Source organism: Phyllobacterium sp. NPDC097923, assembly GCF_044760925.1.
Classification (GTDB): domain Bacteria; phylum Pseudomonadota; class Alphaproteobacteria; order Rhizobiales; family Rhizobiaceae; genus Phyllobacterium; species Phyllobacterium calauticae.
Map to the genome: position 1 here is coordinate 629176 of NZ_JBIWBL010000001.1, position 22690 is coordinate 651865.

General features: G+C 60.5%; 21 protein-coding genes. 14 read left to right on the forward strand and 7 right to left on the reverse strand.

All coding sequences use genetic code 11. From position 1 onward, the window contains the following. Nucleotides 1-55: 55 nt before the first annotated feature. Genes ACIQWS_RS03200 through ACIQWS_RS03210 form a run of 3 tightly spaced genes read left to right on the forward strand, consistent with a single transcriptional unit; the run spans nt 56 to nt 3758 of the window. On the forward strand, nt 56-1522 hold the full coding sequence (locus ACIQWS_RS03200; protein WP_403170124.1) for a M16 family metallopeptidase: 1467 nt from the start codon (nt 56-58) through the stop codon (nt 1520-1522). Then, nucleotides 1519-2838, forward strand: coding sequence for a pitrilysin family protein (locus ACIQWS_RS03205; RefSeq protein ID WP_346307503.1), 1320 nt, complete (start codon nt 1519-1521; stop codon nt 2836-2838). The genes ACIQWS_RS03200 and ACIQWS_RS03205 overlap by 4 nt, the downstream gene beginning before the upstream one ends. A 17-nt stretch (nt 2839-2855) precedes the next feature. After that, nucleotides 2856-3758, forward strand: a complete 903-nt coding sequence (locus tag ACIQWS_RS03210; RefSeq protein WP_346307502.1) for a patatin-like phospholipase family protein — start codon at nt 2856-2858, stop codon at nt 3756-3758. A gap of 44 nt (nt 3759-3802) precedes the next feature. Here ACIQWS_RS03210 and ACIQWS_RS03215 read toward each other — a convergent pair whose 3' ends face one another. Further along, nucleotides 3803-3973, reverse strand: coding sequence for a hypothetical protein (locus ACIQWS_RS03215; protein WP_346307501.1), 171 nt, complete (start codon nt 3971-3973; stop codon nt 3803-3805). Nucleotides 3974-4054: 81 nt separating this feature from the next. After that, a complete protein-coding gene (locus ACIQWS_RS03220) occupies nt 4055-5875 on the reverse strand; it encodes a monovalent cation:proton antiporter-2 (CPA2) family protein (protein WP_403170128.1) in 1821 nt (606 codons plus the stop codon). 143 nt (nt 5876-6018) lie between these two features. Between ACIQWS_RS03220 and ACIQWS_RS03225 the strand changes: the two genes are divergently transcribed. From ACIQWS_RS03225 to lpxK, 6 genes are read left to right on the forward strand one after another with little or no spacing between them, the layout of a single operon-like run. Further along, on the forward strand, nt 6019-7362 hold the full coding sequence (locus ACIQWS_RS03225) for a TldD/PmbA family protein (RefSeq protein WP_403170131.1): 1344 nt from the start codon (nt 6019-6021) through the stop codon (nt 7360-7362). After that, the gene (locus ACIQWS_RS03230; protein ID WP_403170134.1) at nt 7349-8158 is read left to right on the forward strand and encodes a 3'(2'),5'-bisphosphate nucleotidase CysQ; all 810 of its coding nucleotides are present in this window, start codon (nt 7349-7351) and stop codon (nt 8156-8158) included. Before ACIQWS_RS03225 ends, ACIQWS_RS03230 begins: the two co-directional genes overlap by 14 nt. 45 nt (nt 8159-8203) lie before the next feature. Beyond that, nucleotides 8204-8452, forward strand: a complete 249-nt coding sequence (locus tag ACIQWS_RS03235; RefSeq protein ID WP_105736221.1) for a DUF4170 domain-containing protein — start codon at nt 8204-8206, stop codon at nt 8450-8452. A gap of 30 nt (nt 8453-8482) precedes the next feature. Next, a complete protein-coding gene (locus ACIQWS_RS03240; protein ID WP_346307885.1) occupies nt 8483-9256 on the forward strand; it encodes a lysophospholipid acyltransferase family protein in 774 nt (257 codons plus the stop codon). Further along, on the forward strand, nt 9253-10575 hold the full coding sequence (gene waaA / locus ACIQWS_RS03245) for a lipid IV(A) 3-deoxy-D-manno-octulosonic acid transferase (RefSeq protein ID WP_403170136.1): 1323 nt from the start codon (nt 9253-9255) through the stop codon (nt 10573-10575). The genes ACIQWS_RS03240 and waaA overlap by 4 nt, the downstream gene beginning before the upstream one ends. After that, complete coding sequence (lpxK, locus tag ACIQWS_RS03250) at nt 10572-11603, forward strand: tetraacyldisaccharide 4'-kinase (RefSeq protein ID WP_403170139.1); 1032 nt, start codon at nt 10572-10574, stop codon at nt 11601-11603. The genes waaA and lpxK overlap by 4 nt, the downstream gene beginning before the upstream one ends. On the opposite strand, the gene ACIQWS_RS03255 is transcribed toward lpxK, so the two are convergent. From ACIQWS_RS03255 to mutL, 3 genes are all read right to left on the reverse strand, one after another. Further along, on the reverse strand, nt 11598-12053 hold the full coding sequence (locus ACIQWS_RS03255; RefSeq protein ID WP_346307888.1) for a hypothetical protein: 456 nt from the start codon (nt 12051-12053) through the stop codon (nt 11598-11600). The genes lpxK and ACIQWS_RS03255 overlap by 6 nt on opposite strands. A 3-nt stretch (nt 12054-12056) precedes the next feature. Continuing rightward, complete coding sequence (locus ACIQWS_RS03260; RefSeq protein WP_403170141.1) at nt 12057-12293, reverse strand: DUF2093 domain-containing protein; 237 nt, start codon at nt 12291-12293, stop codon at nt 12057-12059. Nucleotides 12294-12359: 66 nt separating this feature from the next. After that, nucleotides 12360-14219, reverse strand: coding sequence for a DNA mismatch repair endonuclease MutL (gene mutL / locus ACIQWS_RS03265; protein WP_403177427.1), 1860 nt, complete (start codon nt 14217-14219; stop codon nt 12360-12362). 140 nt (nt 14220-14359) lie between these two features. On the opposite strand from mutL, the gene ACIQWS_RS03270 reads away from it, so the two are divergent. Next, complete coding sequence (locus tag ACIQWS_RS03270) at nt 14360-15550, forward strand: acyl-CoA dehydrogenase (RefSeq protein WP_403170143.1); 1191 nt, start codon at nt 14360-14362, stop codon at nt 15548-15550. Between the two features lie 2 nt (nt 15551-15552). Then, a complete protein-coding gene (locus ACIQWS_RS03275; RefSeq protein WP_403170146.1) occupies nt 15553-16404 on the forward strand; it encodes an MBL fold metallo-hydrolase in 852 nt (283 codons plus the stop codon). Between the two features lie 3 nt (nt 16405-16407). On the opposite strand, the gene ACIQWS_RS03280 is transcribed toward ACIQWS_RS03275, so the two are convergent. Then, the gene (locus ACIQWS_RS03280) at nt 16408-17694 is read right to left on the reverse strand and encodes an aminotransferase class I/II-fold pyridoxal phosphate-dependent enzyme (RefSeq protein ID WP_403170149.1); all 1287 of its coding nucleotides are present in this window, start codon (nt 17692-17694) and stop codon (nt 16408-16410) included. Between the two features lie 81 nt (nt 17695-17775). Next, on the reverse strand, nt 17776-18114 hold the full coding sequence (locus ACIQWS_RS03285) for a TIGR01244 family sulfur transferase (protein WP_223611647.1): 339 nt from the start codon (nt 18112-18114) through the stop codon (nt 17776-17778). Between the two features lie 347 nt (nt 18115-18461). Between ACIQWS_RS03285 and urtA the strand changes: the two genes are divergently transcribed. The 3 genes from urtA to urtC all read left to right on the forward strand — a co-directional run bounded on the left by urtA (nt 18462) and on the right by urtC (nt 22689). Continuing rightward, the gene (gene urtA, locus ACIQWS_RS03290; RefSeq protein WP_223611646.1) at nt 18462-19766 is read left to right on the forward strand and encodes an urea ABC transporter substrate-binding protein; all 1305 of its coding nucleotides are present in this window, start codon (nt 18462-18464) and stop codon (nt 19764-19766) included. Nucleotides 19767-19882: 116 nt separating this feature from the next. Next, the gene (gene urtB, locus ACIQWS_RS03295) at nt 19883-21505 is read left to right on the forward strand and encodes an urea ABC transporter permease subunit UrtB (RefSeq protein WP_403170154.1); all 1623 of its coding nucleotides are present in this window, start codon (nt 19883-19885) and stop codon (nt 21503-21505) included. Then, the gene (gene urtC, locus ACIQWS_RS03300) at nt 21502-22689 is read left to right on the forward strand and encodes an urea ABC transporter permease subunit UrtC (protein ID WP_403170157.1); all 1188 of its coding nucleotides are present in this window, start codon (nt 21502-21504) and stop codon (nt 22687-22689) included. Before urtB ends, urtC begins: the two co-directional genes overlap by 4 nt. The last annotated feature ends 1 nt before the right edge of the window (nt 22690 follow it).

Genomic DNA, 22690 nt, shown 5'->3' on the forward strand with positions numbered 1-22690 from the left:
CAAACGACCGGACCGGAAAACTTCCGGCTTTGAACAGAATTGCGAAGGAAGATTGATGTCGCAAATAGTGAGCCGTACCATTGCGGCATTGGTTTTGGCCGGAACAGTATCGACCGCCGGTTTCATTCTTCCCGCACACGCCCAGACGATGGCGCAGCTCACCGCGGAGGTCCAAAAGGCCGATAGTGCCGGTGTCTCGTCCTTCCGTTTGGACAATGGTCTCGAAGTGGTAGTGATACCCGACCATCGCGCGCCGGTCGTCACCCATATGCTCTGGTATCATGTCGGATCGGCCGACGAAGATCCGGGCAAGTCGGGCATTGCGCATTTCTTCGAACATCTGATGTTCAAGGCCACCAAGACCTATCCGGCCGGTGAATTCTCCCGCAAGGTGGCTGAAATCGGCGGGCGTGAGAATGCGTTCACCTCCTATGATTACACCGCCTTCTTCCAGCAAGTGTCGCCGCAGGCGCTTGAAATGGTCATGACCTATGAGGCGGACCGCATGGAAAACCTCATCCTGAACGAGGATGTGGTGAAGACCGAGCGCGACGTGGTGCTCGAAGAGCGCCGGTCGCGCACCGATACCAATCCCGCTGCCCTGTTGTCGGAAGAGGTCAACGCGACGCTCTATCAGAACCACCCCTACCGCTTCCCGGTTATCGGCTGGTTGCACGAGATGCAGCAGCTCAACCTCAAGGATGCGCTCGCCTTCTACGAAAAATTCTACACGCCAAACAATGCGACGCTGGTTGTCTCGGGCGATGTCGATGCAGCGGCGGTCAAGGCGCTGGCGGAAAAGACCTATGGCAAGGTGCCGCGCCGTTCGGAACCCGGCAAACGCATGCGGCCGCAGGAACCGGAACAGAACACCAAGCGCACCGTATCCCTTGCCGACCCGCGCGTATCGCAGCCAAGCTTCCAGAAAATATGGCTGGTGCCATCCTATAACAATGCCAAGCCCGGTGAAGCCGAGGCGCTTGATCTTCTGAGCGAAATCCTCGGCGGGTCCACGCGCAGTCGCGTCTATCAGGCGCTGGTCGTGCAGGATGGATTGGCCGCCAGCGCCGGCGTCTATTACCAGGGCGGCGCGCTCGATGACGGCACATTTGCCGTCTATGGTGCACCGCGCGGTTCAGCCTCCCTGCAGCAGGTGGAAGCCGGCGTGGATGCGCAGATTGCCCGCATCATCAAGGACGGCATTACATCAGATGAACTGGAGAAAGCCCGCAACCGCTTTCTGAAGAGCGTTATCTTTGCCCGCGACAGCCAGGCGGGCATGGCCCGCATCTATGGCTCGACGCTGTCGACCGGTCAGACGATCAAGGACATTCAGGAGTGGCCGGATCGCATCCAGGCGGTGAAGGTTCAGGATATTCAGGACGTGGCCAAGCGCTATCTCGTCGATTCGCGCTCGGTGACCAGTTACCTGATGCCGGAGAACGGCAAGCCTGACGAGAATATACCGTCGACGGGTGAGACCGCGCCGATGCAACCACAGACCGAGGGAGTCATCCAATGATCCGCCTGTTGACACCCGCTTTCAACCGGATGGCCGCCGCCTTGCTGCTGGTCATCCTCGCCGTGGCACCGGTCTATGCGGTGGAAATCAAGGAAGTCGTTTCTCCCAAGGGGATTCGTGCCTGGCTGGTGCAGGATGACTTCGTTCCGCTGATTGCCCTGCGGTTTTCCTTCGAGGGCGGTTCGGCGCAGAACCCCAAGGGCAAGGAAGGCCTCGCCAATCTGATGACCGGGCTTTTCGACGAGGGCGCCGGCGATCTCGATTCCGATGCATTTCAGGAAAAGCTCGACGATGTCGGCGCTGAAATGGCTTTCAATGCCGAGGATGACCGTATTTCCGGCGCCATGCGCATGCTTGCCGACAAGCGCGATGAAGCGGTCGATCTCTTGGCGCTTGCCGTCAATGAGCCACGCTTCGATCAGGCGCCGATCGACCGCATCCGCCAGCAGGTGGTTGCCAACATCAAGGCCGCCGAGCGCGATCCGAATACCATCGCCGGCCGCAAGTTCGCCGAAGCGCTGTATGGCGATCATCCCTATGGCCGCCAGTCGCAGGGCACCGAAGCCAGCCTGGCATCGATCACCCGCGATGATCTCGCCGCCTATCACAAGCGGGTCTTTGCCCGTGACCATCTCATTGTCGGCGTTGTCGGTGCAATCAGTCCGGAACAGCTGGGACCGCTGCTCGACAAGGTGTTTGGCGATCTGCCGGACAAAGCCCAGCTTGATCCGATTGGCGATGCCAAGCTGGCCTTGGGCAAGACAACCCGCGTCGATTATCCCCTGCCGCAGACATCCATTTCCATGGTCTATCCGGGCGTGCGGCGTCAGGATGCGGATTTCTTCCCGGCCTACATCATGAATCACATTCTGGGCGGCGGTACCTTCTCCTCGAGAATTTACAGCGAAGTGCGCGAGAAGCGCGGCCTTGCCTATTCCGCCGGTTCCGCCCTCATCAGCAGGGATCACATGGCAGCCCTGACCATATCCACGGCAACCCGCTCCGACAGGTCCGGGGAAACCCTGCAGATCCTCAAGGATGAGGTTGCCCGCATGGCCAAGGACGGTCCGACCGAGCAGGAATTGGTCGAGGCCAAGAAATATCTCGTCGGCTCCTATGCCATCAACAATCTGGATTCGTCATCGGCCGTCGCCAGCACGCTGATCGGCCTGCAGGATGAGCATCTGGGCCGCGACTATATCGACAAGCGCGCGGATCTGATCAATGCTGTGACATTGGATCAGGTGAAGGCAGCGGCGCGCAAACTGCTTGAAACCGATCCGGCCATTCTGATCATCGGGCCGCCCCAATCCTGATCAGCCGGGGATATGTCATGAGCGCACGCGATCTCGAAAGTGTTTCCGGTTCTGCGGGAACCAGCGTCGTCAGCTGTTCGCCAAGCTTTGCGGTTGCTTTTGGTGGCGGCGGGGCGAGGGGACTGGCGCATATCAATGTCATCGAGGCGCTGGACGAACTCGGCATCAGGCCGGTCGCCATTTCCGGTTCTTCCATCGGCGCCATCATGGGCGCGGGCATGGCAGCGGGCATGTCCGGCCGGGACATACGCGACTATGCGGTGGCAACATTGTCCCGGCGCGCCGAAATCGCGGCGCGGCTCTGGCGCCTGCGCCCGGCGACCTTTGGCGAAATGTTCGGCGGCGGCATCCGCTTCAGCCAGTTCAACATCGAAAAGCTGCTCAAGACCTTTCTGCCGGAACAGATACCCGATACGTTCGAGGAACTGCCCATTCCGCTCAGCGTCACCGCAACGGATTTTTACGGTCAACGGGAAATTCCCATCCATCAGGGTGATCTCTTCAACGCCATAGCCGCTTCCGCGGCCATCCCGGCGCTGTTCCGTCCGGTGCGCCGCGACGACCGTGTGCTGATCGACGGCGGGATCTACAATCCGGTGCCCTTCGATCATCTCAAGGACAAGGCTCAGTTCGTCATCGGTATCGATGTGGTCGGCGGCCCGGAAGGCGACGGCCGCAAGTTTCCGTCGTCGATTGACGCAATGTTCGGCGCAAGCCAGCTGATGATGCAGTCGATCATCGCCACGCGGTTGCGGACCGATCCGCCGGCAATTTTCCTGCGGCCCAGCGTTGCCCGGTTTGGCGTGCTGGATTTTCTGCGGGTCGAACAGGTGCTGAACGAGTCGATCGGTATCAAAGATGAATTGAAGCGCGCTGTTGATGCCGCCATTGCCTATACGGAACATGCCGAACAGGAATAGCGGCCTATAATCAAGAGGTGGCCTGTTCCGTTGGCCGTGTCCATTCACAAGAACGACAGGACCTCGAGATAGACGGCCCACCAGAAACCTATTCCGAACGCCGCCATGCCATACCACAGGAGTGCCATGGCGAGACGGTTGAGCTTTCCTGTCCGAAACCCGCGATATAGGGCGGGTTTTGGTTTGTCGGCGGCTGCAAGAGCGAATGTCACCATGATAAATGAGCCTGACTGAGTGTACGTTCGTCACCTTTTATCAGGATCACGGTTTCATCAGAATCCGTAGTCTTACCGACCTCACTCCGCCGGCTCGGGATCGGGAAGCATCTCTTCCGTATCGATACGCTTGGATTCCCGCGTTGGCTTGATCAGCGGTTCCGGGGTGACCGGGCGTGTCAGCAGCAGGTCATTGCCCGCCATCAAGCCTTCGGCGGCCTGGATGTGCAGCCGATCCTCGTCACGGCGGCGGATGTCCTCCATGATCTCGTAGGCCACATCTTCGCTGGTTCCGAGCTCTTCAAGTGTGCGGCGGCCGAACAGCAAGCCTGATTCAAAGGTCTCGCGCAATTCGTACTGCACGCCGCGGGCGCGCAGTTTCAGCGTGTGGCCCCGGTCATAGGACCGCACGAACAGCTTGATATCGGGATATTCCGACTGGATGAGCTCGACGATCCGGTCGGTGGTCTCCTTCTTGTGTGTGCAGATGGCAACGATTTTCGCCTGGCGGATACCGGCTGCCTCCAGCACTTCCTTGCGCGTGCCATCGCCGAAATAGATGCGGAAGCCGAATTTCGAGGCGGCGCGGATGCGGTCGGCCGAGGCATCGATCAGCGTGACGCTGGTGCCGCCCGCCAAAAGGATCTGCGCCGCGATCTGCCCGTAGCGGGAAAAGCCGATCATCAGTACGTCGGCACCGGCAGCACCGTCGAAATCCTCGTCGATCTGTTCTTCCGCATGGGCGTCGGCAAGGAAGCGGTTGCCAAGGGCGACCGACAGCGGCATCACGGCCATTGACAGCGTGACCACCGCGATCATCTCCGATGCCGTCGAGGTGCTGAGCAATCCGGCCGCCGCCGCCGTGGTGAACAGGACGAAGCCGAACTCACCGCCCTGCGGCAGGAAGAACGCGATGCGGGTCGCATCATTGTGATTGCATCGGAACAGCCGCGCGAGGATGTAGACGACAAGCGCCTTCACCGCCATGAACACGGGCACCGCAAGAAGAATCGCTTCCCAGTCGGCAAGGATGACCTTGAGGTCAATCGACAGCCCGACGGCCATGAAGAACAGGCCGAGGAAAATGCCGCGGAACGGTTCGATGTCCGCCTCCAGCTCGTGCCGGTAGGACGATTCGGCCAGAAGGACGCCGGCGATGAACGCGCCCATGGCCATGGACAGCCCGGCAAACTGCATCAGCAGCGCGGCGCCGAGCACGACGAACAGGGCGGCGGCAATCATCACTTCCCGTGCGCCGGTATTGGCGATGAACCGGAACAGCGGATTGAGGAGATAGCGGCCCACCGCAACGATGGCGCCGATGCAGACGATGGCGATGAGGAATTTACCAAGCGGATCCGCCTGATGCTGGGCGGAACCGGGTGCAAGCACGGGAATCATGGCCAGCAAGGGAACGATCGCCAGATCCTGGAACAATAGGATGGCGAAGGATGTCTGCCCGTGCGGCATATTGGTCTCGCCGCGCTCTTCCAGGATCTGCATGGCGAACGCCGTGGACGACAGGGCAAGGCCGAAGCCGATGACCAGAGCCGCCTGCCAGTTGACGAGATGGAAGGCGAGGATGAGCCCGGTCAATGCCGCACCGGAAACAATGACCTGCGCCGCGCCGAGGCCGAAAATCGCATGCCTCATGTTCCACAGGCGCGTGGGTTTCAACTCCAGGCCGATCACGAACAGCAGGAAAACCACGCCCAGTTCGGAAAAATGCAGGACCTGTTCGCCATCGGTGATGAGATTCGCCAGCGGCCCGATCAGCAGGCCCGCCGCGAGATAACCCAGCACCGTCCCAAGCCCGAGCCGTTTGAACAACGGGGCGGCAATGATCGCCCCAGCCAACAGAGCCAGAGCCTGAAAGTAGAGATTGCCGCTTTGTGAAAGCATGAGCCTGACCCAGTCTGTTGCGAATGTTACCAGTGTTTGCCTTGATAGACCCCAATTTGCACCATATAGGAGGCAGTGCATTGTCTGATCATTGGTCAGATATGTCCTTGCATCCTATCATGCAATCAACTCTAGGGATGAATATGATCGAGCCGGCCAATTCCCGCGAATTCGTTGACAATGCTGCTGCGCTTGTCGAAGCCGCCCGCCGGGCCGGAGCCGACGCCGCCGATGCGGTTGTCGTGCGTTCGCGGTCCACGGGGGTCAGCGTCAGGCTTGGCAAGGTCGAGGCGACCGAATCGTCGGAAAGTGACGATTTCTCCCTGCGCGTCTTTGTTGGCAGGAAAGTGGCAAGCATATCGGCAACCGCCGGTTCCGACCCGAAAATTCTGGCCGAGCGCGCCGTCGCCATGGCCAGGGTTTCGCCGGACGATGCGTTTGAAGGCCTGGCTGATCCAGCCAATCTGGTGCGCGATATCCGCGACCTCGATCTTTATGATCCGACGGTCGTTGCGGCAGCGCGGCTGACCGAGGACGCATTGGCCGCGGAGGCTGCTGCCCTTGAAGTTGACGGCGTTACCAATTCCGGCGGTGCGTCGGCTTCCGCCGGGCTCGGCGGCATGGTTCTGGTGACATCGGGCGGGTTCGTCGGCCATTACATGGGGTCGCGCTTTTCCCGTTCGGTCAGCGCCATCGCCGGCACGGGTACCGGGATGGAACGCGACTATGATTTTTCCTCGCGCCAGCATTTCGATGCGCTCGATGACCCCGCAGCCATCGGCCGTTCTGCCGCGGCGCGCGCCGTCAAACGCCTTGGCGCCCGGCAGGCCAAGACCGGCGTGGTCAATGTGGTTTACGACCCGCGCGTGGCACGCGGCATCGCGTCCCATCTTTCCAGCGCCATCAATGGCGCATCCGTTGCGCGCAAGACCAGTTTTCTGAAAGATCGCATGGGCCAGAAGATTCTCGCGGACAGCATCAATGTCACCGATGATCCGCTGCGCATCCGCGGCTCGTCCTCGCGGCCCTTCGACGGCGAAGGAATTGAAGGCGAAGCACTGACCATGGTCGAGAACGGTGTTTTGAAGCACTGGTTCCTGTCCACATCAACGGCTGCGGAATTGGGGCTGAGCACCAATGGCCGCGGTGTGCGGTCGGGGTCGACCGTTGTTCCGTCGTCCACCAATTTTGCCATTGAACCTGGGGATGAAACGCCGGAGGCCCTGATCCGCGCTGTCGGCAATGGCTTCTATGTCACGGAGCTTTTTGGTCAAGGCGTCGATATGATTACCGGGCAGTACAGCCGTGGCGCGTCCGGTTACTGGATTGAAAATGGCGAACTGGCCTATCCCGTCAGTGAAGTCACGCTTGCCTCCAACCTGAAGGATATGTTCCTGAACATGGTCGCGGCGAACGATATTGACCGTAACTTTGGCGTCGCCAGTCCGACACTCCTGATCGAAGGCATGACTCTTGCCGGCAAATGAAAAAAATCGCGATGATTTAGCCCTGATCCGGGAAGCGGCGGAAGGCGCCGGGCGTATCGCCCTGTCCTATTTCCGCCAGGACCCGCAGGTCTGGATGAAGACCGGCAATTCGCCGGTGAGCGAGGCAGATCTTGCGGCGGACAAGTATCTCAAGGACATGCTTCTGACGGCCCGGCCCGATTATGGCTGGATTTCCGAGGAAACCCTCGATGACCGCGCGGCGACAGCGCGCCGGCGCTTTTTCGTCGTCGATCCCATCGACGGTACGCGCGCTTTCATCGAAGGGTCGGATGTCTGGTGCGTCAGCGTGGCGGTTATCGAGGATGGCCGGCCGGTGGCCGGTGTGCTCGAATGTCCGGCACGCGGCGAGACGATCACAGCGCTTCCAGGGCAGGGGGCTGAACAGAACGGCACAGCCATTCATGTCAGCACCAGCGGCGTTCCGTTCAAGGTCGCGGGGCCCGGGCCATTCCTGAAGAAGCTGCCGGACCATTTCCAGCAATCCATGATTGCCGCGCCCTACATCGCCTCGCTGGCCTATCGCATTGCCATGGTTGCCCGGGGTGACATTGCCGGGACCTTCGTCCGGCCGAATTCCCATGACTGGGATCTGGCGGCGGCCGATCTCATTCTTGCGGAGGCGGGCGGTCACGTCCTGACGGCAACCGGCAAGCCGCTGACCTATGGCTTGCGCAACAATGAGACGGGCGATTATCGCCATGGCGCGCTTGTCGCGGCCAGCGGTTTATTGATGGACAACATGTTGGACGTTGTCGCCGAAACCGCCTTCGGTTAAACAGACTGAAAATTCAACGATTGATCACTGAACGGATGGGCGACCATGAGCGAAAATACAGCAGAACCGAAGCAGTTGCTTCACCTGGTTTTTGGCGGCGAGCTGAAGAAGCTCGGCGGTGTTGAATTCCGCGATCTGGAAAAGCTGGATATCGTCGGCATCTACCCGAATTTCGAAACGGCACAGCGCGCCTGGAAGTCCAAGGCCCAGCAGACCGTCGATAACGCACATATGCGCTATTTCATCGTGCACATGCACAAATTGCTCGATCCCGACACGGGCAAGGCAAGCTGACCGGTTCTCCGGTCACGCATTGACAACGGCATGATTGATAACAGCACAGCAACCGCCAAGGCGCCCCGCAAGAAGAACGGGGTGCTGAAACGGTTTTGGCGTTCCATCCGGGGCCCGCTGGCGAAGTCGCGTTTCGTCCGTTTCCTCGTGGTCTGGCTGATTACCCAGTTCTTCCGGCTGGTGAATGCCACCAACCCGCGTCTGCCCGGCTCGTCCGATCTGGAGGACATGAAGCGGGGCGGCGAGCCGTTCATTGCCGTGGCCTGGCATGGCCAGCATCTGATGGCGCCCTTTCTGATGCCGCGCGGCGTGCGCTTCGCCGCCATGTTCTCCAAGAGCAAGGATGCGGAACTCAACGCGCGGGTAGCCGAACGGTTCGGTGTCGAGATCATCCGCGGTTCCGGCGGGCGGGAGCCGACGAAAAGCATCGAAAAGGGTGGGGTAAGGGCATTGCTCGCCCTGAAAAAGGCATTGAAGGACGGTAAGACGGCGGCGATGATTGCTGATATTCCCCATGGAACACCCCGCGATTCCGGTCATGGGGTCATTCTCCTTGCCAAACTGTCGGGCCGCCCGATCATTCCCATCTGCTATATGACGTCGCGCAGGAAAATTCTCGAGAAGAGCTGGGATAAGACAACCATTCCCTTGCCATTCGGCAGGTCAGGGTTGATTGTCGGCGACCCTATCTTTGTCCCCGAGGATGCCGATGATGCAATGCTTGAAGCCAAGCGTGTCGAATTGACCGCCAGCCTGAACGCCAATACGGTACGGGTGCAGGCGCTTGTGGATGGCCGGGCATGAGCGAACGGTGGGCGCGCATTGTCCTGAGCACCTATCGCTGGGTGGGTGCCATGGTCTTTCCGGCTGTTGGCGCCTATGTCGCCTTCCGCGCCAGCAAGGGCAAGGAAGAACGCGGACGTCAGGGTGAGCGTTATGGCGTGGCCAGCGTTGCACGGCCGGCGGGACCGCTGGTGTGGGTCCATGCGGCGAGCGTCGGTGAAACCTCTGCCGTCACGCCGTTGGTCGAAACCATCGTCGACATGGGAATCAGCGTCGTTCTCACCACCGGGACCGTGACCTCCGCCAAGATGGTGCAGGAACGTCTGGGTGACCGGGTCATCCATCAATATGTGCCGCTCGACCTGAAGCCGGCGGTTGACCGGTTCCTCAGCCACTGGCAGCCCGATCTCGCCGTGATCTGCGAATCCGAGATCTGGCCGATGACCATTCTTGAACTGGGGCTGCGGCGGGTGCCGCAGGTTCTGGTCAATGGCCGCCTGTCTGACAAATCCTTTGCTGCCTGGCAGAAACGCCCGTCCATCGCCGAAGCACTGTTTGAAAATCTCGCCCATGTGGTGGCCCAGTCCGACATTGACGGCGAACGGTTCCGCGCGCTCGGGGCCCGTCCGGTCACGGTATCGGGCAATCTCAAAGTCGACACCGCAATCCCGCCGGTCGTGGAGTCGGAACTCGAGGCTCTGCAGCAGCAGATCGGCAAGCGCAAGACCTGGGCAGCGATTTCCACCCATCAGGGTGAGGAGGATGTCGTCGCGCAGGTTCATCACATGCTGAAGGTCAGGCATCGCGACCTCCTGACGATCATCGTGCCGCGTCACCCCGACCGCGCTCCGGCAATTGCCGAAGAAATCGAAAAGCTCGGCATGAAGGTGGCATTGCGCAGCCGCGGCGATGTCATCGCGCCGAATACCGACATCTATCTCGGCGATACGATCGGCGAGATGGGCCTGTATCTGCGGCTGACGGAAATCGCCTTTGTCGGGCGGTCGCTCATGGCTCAGGGCGGCCAGAATCCGCTGGAGCCTGCCATGTTGAAGACGGCAATCCTTTCGGGCCGCAATGTGCAGAATTTCCGCGATTCCTACCAGCGCCTGATCAAAAACGGGGCGGCCAAGCTCATTCGCGACAAGGACATGCTGGCTGGGGCCGTCAACTACCTCTTCAACAATCCCGCTGAACGCCAGGTGATGATTGATGCGGGAACGAAGACGGTTGAGGACATGCGCGGTTCGCTTGATCTGACCATGACCGCGCTCGAGCCCTTCATCCAGCCCCTGGTGCTGAAGGCGCGGTTGAGCGCGCGTGAAGGTGGCTGGAAATGACCAGCGAAGCGCCTCCTTTCTGGTGGGAAAAGCCGGATTGGCGCGCGCGGGCCCTCAGCCCTCTATCAAAGATTTACGGTATGGTTGCCGGACGGCGCATCCGCCGCGCCAAACCGCCTGCCGTTCCCATTCCCGTTCTGTGCATCGGTAATTTCACCGTCGGCGGCGCGGGCAAGACCCCGACGTCCATTGCCTTTGCTCAGGCCGCTGTTGCCGCTGGTCTCAAACCCGGCATTGTCTCGCGCGGTTATGGCGGCGCCTTCTCGGGACTGCACCGGGTCGATCCCGATCACGACAGCGCCCGGCATGTCGGCGATGAGCCCATGCTGCTCGCACGGCATGCGCCGGTGGTCGTATGCGCCGACCGCTTTGCCGGGGCCACTGCACTGCAGGCCGCGGGATGCGATTTCATCATCATGGATGACGGGTTCCAGAGTGCCCGCCTGCATTTCGACTATGCGCTCATGGTCGTCGATGCGGGGCGGGGTATCGGCAATGGCCATGTCATTCCCGGCGGCCCGCTGCGCGCGCCGCTGACGGATCAGCTGGTGCGCACCGATGCCCTGCTCAAGATCGGTGCGGCCAATGGTGCGGACCATCTTGTGAGGAACGCCGCACGTGCTGCCAAGCCGGTGTATGAAGCCATGCTCCGGCCCCAGGCGGCACTTGCGGTTGCGGGCAAGCCGCTGCTCGCCTTTGCCGGCATTGGCGATCCCGCGAAATTCTTTCGCACGCTGGAAGAAGCCGGTGGAACGATCACAGAGGCACGCCCCTTTCCGGATCACCATCCCTATACGGATGAGGAAATCGCCGATCTCCTCAAAAGCGCCGATGCGGACGGTTTGACCCTGATCACCACGGCGAAGGATCATGTTCGTCTGCTCGATGGCAGCGAAATCGCCAGGGCATTCGCCGCGAGAACGCAGGTTCTGGATGTGGAGCTGGTCTTTGCACACCCGCGAACCCTATCGCGCGTCATCAGTGAAACCCGGGAAAGGGCGCGCCTGCGGACGATCCGGCGCCTATAATCCGCGGCGGAAGTTGCGTATGCGTGGCGGCGTTTCACCCATGGATATATCCATGGAGCGGCCGGTCGTCTGGCTGTATTGCCGGTCATTGGAAAAGAGAATTCGCCCTGGCGTGCCGATCTGCACGGACAGGGCTACCTTTGGCGCCGATTTCGCCGCCGGTATTTCAATCTCGTAGGCAATGGGGAAATAGCCGCTGCGGCCCAGCGTGAAGCTTGTCTCGCCGATCACCGGCATGGGTTTCGAGTTGCCGTTGGTCGCATCATAGGCGGTGATGTAAACGACGGAGCTTGGTGAAAGCCGTGCCAGCGGCGAGCCGCGCAGATAGCCCTTGATCGTCTTGGTCGGTCCGCTATAGGCCGGTTCGCGTTTGGCGCCCATCGTGGTGCAGCCGCCGGCCAGAAGCGCGGTCGCGGCCAGGGCCAAAAGCGTGGACCGGCGATTGATCACCGGTCAGCCCTTGCTGCGCTGGCGCAGCGACGGGTTCATTTCAAGCTCGCGCTCAAGCGAAATCGTTGCATCCGCATAGGCTTCCTGGCGGGCAACGCTCCAGTACCGCAGTTCATCCAGCGCGATCTTTTCCGACGTCACGGCGCAGAGCACGTAGGAGCCCGGCGACAGGACCTGAAAGTCGCCGTCGAGGTAGCGTATCTTGGCTTCGCGCGAGCCGGGGCCTTCAAACCTGTTCATTGTCCGGTGGTTTCCAATTCTTTTCGTCAGCTCATTTAGGCGGCAGATGCCCCGCGGGTCAAGACGTCAGCGCCTGCCGAACAGCCGCTCGATATCCGCGAGCTTCAGTTCGATGTAGGTGGGCCGGCCGTGATTGCACGTGCCTGAGCCGGGCGTGTCTTCCATCTGGCGCAACAGTGCGTTCATCTCGTCCGGCTTCAGCCGCCGGCCGGAACGCACGGAGCCATGGCAGGCCATCGTGGCGGCAACATGATCGAGAATGGCCTTCAAACCGTCGGATGTATCGTGTTCGGCAATCTCGTCTGCAAGGTCGCGGATGAGCTGCTGCACGTCGATCTCGCCCAGCATGGACGGGGTTTCCCGCACGGCAACCGCACCGGGACCGAAGGCCTCCACACCCAGACCGAAGCGCAACAGGGTTTCCGCATGGGCCACCAGCCGTTCCACGTCCTCTTCCGGCAGATCGACGATCTCGGGAATGAGCAGCATCTGCGCGGGCAGGGGTCTGGAATGCAGTGCCGTTTTCAATGCCTCGTAGACAAGCCGCTCATGTGCTGCATGCTGGTCGACAATGATGAGACTGTCTTCCGTCTGGGAGACGATGTAGTTCGCATGTATCTGCGCGCGGGCAGCGCCGAGCGGCGCGGCCAGCAGGGCTTGCGGCACCTCTGCAGTGCTGGCCCGTGTATCGGTGGCCAGCACATCCGCTTCAGCCAGGAAGCTGCGTATCGGTTCCGAGAAACCATTGCTTGCATAGGACGGCGCCGGGTCCGGCGTGACGGGACGAAAGGCTGACTGCTGGGTTGTATAGTTCTGGTTGACCGATGGCGAACCCTGCCGGTGCTGTGCCGGCTGAGCCGGGCGCAAAGGCTCCGCTCCGCCGAGCCGGAAGGACTGCAGCATGGCTTCCGCCCCGCTGGTGGCGGCGCGAATGCCAGACTGGCCGAGCGCCTGGCGGATCGCACCGACGATCAGCCCGCGCACCAGGCCTGGATCGCGGAAGCGCACATCGGCCTTGGCCGGATGCACATTGACGTCGACCAGCGCCGGATCGAGGTTGAGGAACAGCACCACGACCGGGTGCCGATCGCGCGAGATCACATCCGCATAGGCGCCGCGGATGGCACCCCATATCTGCTTGTCGCGCACCGGCCGCCCGTTGACATAGGCAAACTGGTGCAGGCTGTTGCCGCGGTTGAAGGCCGGTATCCCGGCAAACCCGGTCAGGCGCACCCCGTCGCGCTCCGCATCGATGGCAAGCGCGTTCTCCGGGAATTCCCTGCCGAGAACCTGCGAAATCCGTTCCAGCATGCCAGCGGAGCCAATGCCCGTCGCCGCAAGCTCGAGCGGCGTGCGGTCGCTGCCCGCCAGGGAAAAGCGGATATGCGGGAAGGCAATGGCAACGCGCTTGACGATATCGCTGATAGCCGAGGCTTCGGCCCGGTCGGTCTTCATGAATTTCAGGCGTGCGGGTGTGGCAAAGAACAGGTCGCGCACCTCGGCAATCGTGCCGTTGTTCATCGCCGCCGGGCGCGGTCCGTCCATATGGCCGCCATGCACGCTGATCTCGAAACCGGAATCGGCCTGTGCCGTACGCGACTTGAGCGACAGCCGCGACACCGAGCCGATGGAGGGCAGGGCTTCGCCGCGAAAACCCAGCGCCCGGATGTCATGCACATCGTCCGTCAGCTTCGATGTGCAATGGCGCGAAACGGCCAGCGTCAGTTCATCCGAAGGGATGCCTGAACCATTGTCGGTGATGCGGATGAGGTTCTTGCCACCCCCCGCCGTCACCACTTCGATGCGGGTTGCCCCGGCATCGATGGCGTTTTCGACAAGCTCCTTCACCACGCTTGCGGGGCGTTCGATCACTTCACCCGCAGCGATCTGGTTGATGATGGTTTCGGTAAGCTGTTTGATGACCATACCATACATATAGGGGATTCGTCCGGCGACGGAAATTGTTCGCTGCCAAAGCGCACCGGAATATATTTTAAGCCAAAACTATCTGGCCATCGACGCGATTTTGGTGCTAGGTCTGGGAAAAGCATTATGGAGGAAATTACATGGCGCATTCCAAAGCTTCCTTTGTCTGGACGGATCCGTTTCTGCTGGAAGATCAGTTGACCGAAGACGAGCGGATGATCCGGGACAGTGCGCGCGCCTTCGCGCAGGGAGAGCTGGCACCGCGTATCGAAGAAGCCTATCTCGAAGAAAAGACCGATCCGGCACTTTTCCGCATGATGGGCGAGGCCGGGCTTCTGGGCGTCACCCTGCCGGAAGAGTATGGCACCGCCGGTGCGTCCTATGTCGCCTATGGTCTGGTGGCACGTGAAGTCGAGCGTGTCGACAGCGGCTATCGCTCGATGATGAGCGTGCAGTCCTCGCTGGTCATGTATCCCATCTATGCCTATGGCTCGGAAGAACAGCGCAAGAAATATCTGCCGAAGCTGGCTTCGGGCGAGTGGATCGGCTGCTTTGGCCTGACGGAGCCGGATGCCGGTTCCGATCCCGCCGGTATGAAGACACGCGCCGAAAAGGTTGCCGACGGGTACCGGATTTCCGGCTCGAAAATGTGGATTTCCAATTCACCCATCGCGGATGTCTTCGTGATCTGGGCCAAGTCCGATGCGCATCACGGCCAGATTCGCGGCTTCGTGCTCGAGAAGGGCATGAAGGGGCTTTCCGCTCCGAAGATCGGCGGCAAATTGTCATTGCGCGCGTCGATCACTGGCGAAGTCGTCATGGACGGCGTTGTCGTCGGCGAAGAACACCTTCTCCCCAATGTTTCAGGCCTCAAGGGGCCGTTCGGTTGCTTGAACCGTGCCCGTTACGGCATTTCCTGGGGCGTGATGGGGGCCGCGGAAGATTGCTGGCAGCGCACCGTGCAATATGGCCTCGACCGCAAGCAGTTCGGCAAGCCGCTGGCGGCTACCCAGCTGTTCCAGAAGAAATTTGCTGACATGCAGACGGAGATCGCGCTGGGCCTGCAGGCGAGCCTGCGGGTCGGGCGCCTGATGGATGAAGACCGGATGGCGCCGGAGATGATCAGTCTGGTCAAGCGCAACAATTGCGGCAAGGCGCTGGATATTGCCCGCGTTGCCCGTGACATGCATGGCGGCAACGGCATCCAGATCGGCTATCATGTGATGCGCCATGCGCAGAACCTTGAAACGGTCAACACCTATGAGGGCACGCACGATGTGCACGCGCTCATTCTCGGGCGCGCTCAGACCGGCATTCAGGCATTCTTCTAGGAATGGCTGACAAGCTCGTTCTGCTTGGAACCAAGGGTGGCCCGGCAATCCGTCCGGGCGGCCCGTCGCCGACGTCGTCATTGCTGGAGATATCAGGACGGCGGATCATCATCGACTGTGGTCTTGGTGTGACCCGGGCCTTGGTCAATGCGGATCTGTCACTCAAGGATCTGGATATGATCCTGATCACGCATCTGCATTCCGACCATGTGCTCGAACTCGGCCCGCTCATGCATACGGCGTGGACGTCGGGGCTGGCGCACAAAGTCACGGTCTACGGCCCGGCCGGAATTGAAGACTACTGGTCAGGCTTCCTGCAATCCATGCGCTACGATATCGATCTGCGCATTGAGGACGAGGGGCGGCCCGATCTGCGCGATCTTGTCGATCTGCAGGTCTACGCCGATGGTTTGGTCTGTCAGGACGCCAGCCTGACGATCACCGCTTTGCGTGTGGATCACCCGCCGGTTGTCGATTGTTTTGCGCTAAAGATCGAAGCGGCAGGCAAATCCATCGTCTTTTCGGCGGATACCGCCTATTTTCCGCCGCTGGCCGGTTTTGCCCGGGAGAGCGATCTTCTCGTGCATGAAGCGATGCTGCCGGAAGGGGTGGACCGTCTCGTCACGCGGACGGGCAACGGCGCACGCCTCAAAGAACATCTTCTTGCCAGCCATACGCTGGTTGAAGATGCCGCGCGGATCGCAGTGGCCGCTGAGGTGAAGCATCTTGTGCTGCATCACCTCATTCCGGCCGACGATCCGCAATTCGGCGAAGCCGACTGGGTAAAAGCTCTGGATGGCAAGTGGGATGGCCGTTTGACCATCGGCCGCGACGGCCTGGTCATCCCGCTTTAGACATCAGCCATTCCGGGCCGAATGCAGCTTTTCCAGTGCCGCCAGCAGAATGCACAGCGCGATACCCTGCGAGGCTAGTTCCACTTCCTGCAGGGAAGGGAATGTCGGCGCCAGCCGCAATGTGCGGTCGTGCGGGTCCTTGCCGTGCGGTGAGGTCGATCCTGCCGGCGTCAAGGTCACGCCTGCCTGCTTGGCCAGTTCGACCACATGCTTGGCCGTGCCTTCCATCGCATCGACGCAGATGAAATAGCCGCCCTGCGGTTTCGACCATTCGGCGACACCCGTGCCGGCGAGGCGCTTTTCCAATGCATTGCTGACCATGTCGAATTTCGGCGCGATCAGGGCGCGATGCGCCGCCATATGCTTGCGTATGCCGTCCTCATTCTTGAGGAACCGCACATGCCGCAGCTGGTTCAGCTTGTCCGGTCCGATTGTCCGCTTGCTGGCGCTGGCAAGGTACCAGCGCACATTGGCCGGAGACGAGGCGAAGAAGGCAAGGCCGGCACCTGCCAGCGTTACCTTGGACGTCGAGGCGAAGACAAAGGCCCGGTCGGGATGTCCGGCCTTTTCGCACAGATCGAGAATATCCGGGATCTGATGCTCGGTTTCCGTGAGATGATGCACCGCATAGGCATTGTCCCAGAACAGGCGGAAATCCGGAGCACCGGTTTTCATCGCGGCAAGGCGTTCGATCACCGCGTCGGAATAGGTCTCGCCCGACGGGTTCGAGTATTTCGGCACGCACCACATGCCCTTGACGCTCGGATCGGCAGCGAGTTTCTCGACCATGTCCATGTCAGGCCCATCGCCCTTGAGCGGTACGGGCAGCATGCGGATGCCGTATTCCTCCAAAATGGAGAAATGCCGGTCATAGCCGGGCACCGGGCAGATGAAAGCCGGGGCTTCCGTCTTCTGCCAGGGTTCGGTGCCGCCGGGAACGCCCTTGACCCAGGCCCAGAGCAGGCAGTCGTGCATGAGTGCCAGACTGGAATTGTCACCGACAACGATCCGATCCGGCGACGTGCCGAGCGTCGGCGCGAACAGCGTGCGCACTTCCGCCAGTCCCTGCAGATTGCCGTAATTGCGGGCATCTTCACCGGCTTCGCTGAAGTGATCGCCGTTGCCGGGCAGGGTCAGCATGCCGTTGGCGAGCGCCAATTGCTCGGGGCTCGGTTTGCCGCGGGTCATGTCGATTTTCAGTCCACGGGCACGGAAGGCCTCGTATTCTTTCAAAGTCTTTTGGCGCAGGGCGGCGAAATCGTCACTGTTCAGATCGGCAATACGGCTCATGGGAAGGTCAGCTCTGTTGTCTATAGGCTTGGGGAGGTCAACGGTAAGACGGCTGCTGGGTCCGCAGCCGTCCTTGCATGGTCAGCCTTTTTGCTGCTGAACGATGCCGTAAATATTGGTCGAACGGGCGCCGGAGCGGCAATAGGCCAGCACCGGGCCTTCCGCTTCTTCGAGTGCGGCGGCCATTGCATCCACATCGTCCTGGGTCAATTGGCCTGAAACCACGGGGACGTAGTAGATCGGGATGCCTGCCTTTTCGGCGACCTTGGCAATTTCGGCGAATTCCGGCTGATCCGGCGATTCACCATCGGGGCGGTTGCAGATCAGGGTCTGGTAACCTGCCGCAGCAATATCGCGTACATCGTCGGGTGAAATCTGCCCGGTCACGGCAAAGCCTTCGTCAATCTGACGGATATCCATTTTCTTTCCTTGAGAATGTGATTGGTGGCAGCACCATACATCAAACGCCGACCAATGCCACATCAAAGCCGATTGATCGGAGCCGCAAATTGCGAACATTGCTCCATAAATAGGCATATACGACTAATTGATAATAATATAGGCATTTGATTGCCGAAACGGTGCTGGCCGCACCGTTGTTTCCGCCGCTGCGGTCTTCATAATATTCAAGGCCTGTGGCGCTTGACCGTTGTAATCTCGGGCTAATCCAAAGATTTCACACGAGCATGACGCTGCAATCCGCAGTTGGCACGGTCGTTGCATAGTATTCCCTCGGTACAAACAACCATAAAGAGGGGTTTACCTGAATGTTCAGTCTAACAGCCAGATTTATTGGAACCTTGGCGGCCGCCGCCGTGGGAGCGACACTGACCCTTGCACCGGCAAAGGCAGCCGAGGACACAATCAAGGTCGGTATTCTGCATTCGTTGTCCGGTACGATGGCGATTTCCGAAACCACGCTCAAGGATACGATGCTCTTCCTCATCGACGAGCAGAACAAGAAGGGCGGGGTTCTCGGCAAGAAGCTTGAAGCCGTCGTTGTCGATCCGGCATCGGATTGGCCGTTGTTTGCAGAAAAGGCCCGTCAGTTGATCGAACAGGACAAGGTTGCGGCGGTTTTCGGCTGCTGGACATCGTCCTCGCGCAAATCCGTGCTTCCGGTATTCGAAGAACTGAATTCGCTGCTGTTCTACCCGGTTCAGTATGAAGGCGAGGAAAGCTCGCGCAACGTTTTCTACACGGGTGCTGCGCCGAACCAGCAGGCTATTCCCGCCGTGGATTATCTCGCCAAACAGGAAGGTGTGGAGCGCTGGGTTCTCGCGGGTACCGACTATGTCTATCCGCAGACCACCAACAAGATCCTGAAGGCCTACCTCAACGCCAAGGGCGTGAAGGATGAGGACATCATGATCAACTACACGCCGTTCGGTCATTCCGACTGGCAGACGATCGTGTCCGACATCAAGAAGTTCGGCTCCGCCGGCAAGAAGACCGCCGTTGTTTCCACCATCAATGGCGATGCCAATGTGCCGTTCTACAAGGAACTCGCCAACCAGGGCATCAAGGCCGAAGACATTCCCGTTGTCGCCTTCTCGGTGGGCGAGGAAGAGCTCGCCGGTCTCGACACCAAGCCGCTGGTCGGCCATCTCGCCGCCTGGAACTACTTCGAATCCGTCGATTCCGACGCCAATGCCGACTTCATCAAGAAATGGCATGCCTATATCAAGAACGACAAGCGCGTGACCAACGATCCGATGGAAGCAACGTTCATCGGTTTCAACATGTGGGTGAAGGCCGTCGAAGCCGCCGGCACCACGAAGTCGGATGCGGTCATCGACTCGATCGTCGGCGTTTCCGTCCCGAATCTGTCGGGTGGTTACGCGGCGATGATGCCGAACCATCACATCACCAAGCCTGTCCTCATCGGCGAAGTGCAGGCCGATGGCCAGTTCGACATCGTCTACAGGACGCCGGGCCTCGTCGTCGGCGATGAATGGTCCGACTATCTGCCAGGCTCGAAGGACCTGATCTCCGATTGGCGCAAGCCCATGTCGTGCGGTAATTTCAACGTTGTCACCGGCAAGTGCGGCGGTGCGACCAAGACCAACTAAGCGCTAAAATCAGGCTCCGGCTTCGGGTCGGGGGCGACAACGCCGAAGCCAACTCCATCCCCGTCTCATGGCGGGGATGGAGTCCCTCCCAGGAATTTTAAATGTGGGATTGTTGAATGTCATTGAGCCGCTTCCTGTCCATCATCGCGATACTCGGGCTTTGCCTGTTTCCTGCGGCCGCCGGTGCGCAAGCCATGGACGCCGCCGAACTCAAATCGCTGGTGCGGGCGCTGGCCGGTGATAATTTCGACGAGACGAGCAAGGCCGTTTCAGAACTTGCCAAAAGCGGTACGCCGCGCGCCGCTGCCATTCTCAACGCATTGAGTGCCGGCGATCTCTATGTTTCGAAGGCTGACAAAGCGGTGTTTATCGGTACGCGCGACGGCGCGGATTATGCCGCAACCGATCCGCTGAGCGGTGCAAAACTGCCGCCCGTTCCGCGCAATACGGCTGAGAAGATCAAGGTCAACAACCGGCTGCGCCGCGATATCGCCGCTGCCATCGGCGGCCTGACACTGATGAGCACCGACGCGGCGGAGCGCCGGTCCGCTGCCGAAGCAATCCTGAAGAATCGCGATCCTGAATCCATTCCGCTGCTGGACCAGGCGCTGTCCGCGGAGAAGGATGCGGGGATCAAGGTGCTGATGCAGCGCGCCAAGGCTGCTGCTGTTCTCAATTCCAGCGCGGCAGACGATGTGAAGATCGTCGCCATCGCCGCCATCAAATCCGGGAACGGGCGCGAGGCGCTCGGTTTGTTGACGCCGCTGGCCGGTGTTCCGGGACCGGTCGGTGAAGCCGCCAGTGCCGCCATATCCAGCATCAACGCAGAACTCGAAATCTGGAACGGTATCCAGAATATCATCTACGGCCTCTCGCTTGGTTCGGTTCTGCTGCTCGCAGCCATCGGCCTTGCGATCACGTTCGGTGTCATGGGTGTCATCAACATGGCCCATGGCGAAATGGTGATGATCGGCGCCTACACAACCTTCGTGGTGCAGCAGATCATCCGCACATCCATGCCGGGGCTGTTCGAATATTCGCTTCTGTTTGCCTTGCCTGCAGCCTTTCTCGTCTCCGGCGCCATCGGTGTCGTCATTGAGCGCGGGATCATCCGCTTTCTCTATGGCAGGCCGCTGGAGACCCTGCTCGCCACCTGGGGCATATCGCTGGTGCTGCAGCAGGCGACGCGGTCGTGGTTCGGTGCCTCGAATGTTCAGGTCAGCAGCCCGTCATGGATGTCGGGCTCCTTTGATGTCGGCATGCTGACGCTGACATGGTCGCGCCTCTGGATCATCGTGTTCGCCCTGTCGGTCTTTGCCGTGCTGCAGCTGGTGCTGAAGAAAACCATGCTCGGCCTGCGCATGCGGGCGGTCACGCAGAACCGGCGCATGGCATCCTCCATGGGCATCCGCACGCCATGGGTCGACGCGCTCACCTTCGGTCTTGGTTCCGGCATTGCCGGCATTGCCGGTGTTGCGCTCAGCCAGATCGACAATGTCAGTCCCAATCTGGGTCAAGGCTATATCATCGACAGTTTCATGGTCGTGGTCTTCGGTGGTGTCGGCAATCTCTGGGGAACGCTGGTCGGCGCCATGTCGCTCGGCATTGCCAACAAGTTTCTCGAGCCCTTTGCCGGGGCCGTCCTTGGCAAGATTCTCGTGCTGGTCCTCATTATCCTGTTCATTCAGAAGCGTCCGCGCGGTCTCTTCGCACTCAAGGGAAGGGCCATCGAGGCATGATCACCCAATGGTTTTTCAGACATGGCGACCGGCGCAGCCTGATTGCGATCATCATTCTGGTGGCGGTTGCCTGTCTCGTGCCCGTCCTCAATCTGCTGGTGCCGGACACCTCGCCCCTGCATATCCCGACCTATCTGGTTTCGCTGCTCGGCAAATACCTGACCTATGCGCTGCTCGCCGTGGCACTTGATCTGGTCTGGGGTTTCTGCGGCATTCTTTCGCTTGGCCACGGCGCCTTCTTTGCCCTCGGCGGCTATGCCATGGGCATGTATCTGATGCGCCAGATCGGCCCGCGCGGTGTCTATGCCGATCCGGTCCTGCCGGATTTCATGGTGTTCCTCAACTGGAAGGAACTGCCGTGGTTCTGGTACGGTTTCGACAATTTCTGGTTCGCGGCCCTGATGGTCGTGCTGGTGCCGGGGCTGCTGGCCTTCGGCTTCGGCTGGCTGGCCTTCCGCTCGCGTGTGACGGGTGTCTACCTCTCCATCATCACCCAGGCCCTGACCTATGCGCTGCTGCTCGCCTTTTTCCGCAACGACATGGGCTTTGGCGGCAATAATGGCCTCACGGATTTCAAGGATATTCTCGGCTTCAATGTGCAGGCGGGAACGACCCGTTCAGCGCTGTTCGCAGCAACCGCCCTGTTTCTGGCGCTGGCCGTTCTTGTGTCCAGTTTCATTATTCGCTCGAAGCTCGGCAAAGTGCTGGTCGGTGTGCGCGACGCGGAAAGCCGCATGCGCTTCCTCGGCTATCGCGTTGACCGGTACAAGCTGTTCGTCTGGACGGTCTCTGCCATGATGGCCGGCATTGCCGGTGCGCTCTATGTGCCGCAGGTGGGCATTATCAACCCGTCCGAGTTCGAACCCGCCAATTCCATCGAAGCGGTCATCTGGGTGGCGGTCGGCGGGCGCGGCACGATCATCGGTCCGATCATTGGCGCGATCCTCGTCAATTTCGGCAAGACCTACTTTACCGCGGCATTTCCGGAGATTTGGCTGTTTGCCCTCGGTGCGCTGTTCATCCTCGTCACGCTGTTCCTGCCCAAGGGCATTCTCGGTCTCTATGGCTCGTGGCAAGCCCGCAGAGCCAGCCATACGGCACGCAAAAACGAGGAGGTGTTGCGGCCGGTGGTGAAACAGAGCGGCAAGCTCGCCCCGGCACTTGAACCCCAGGCTGCGGAGTAGC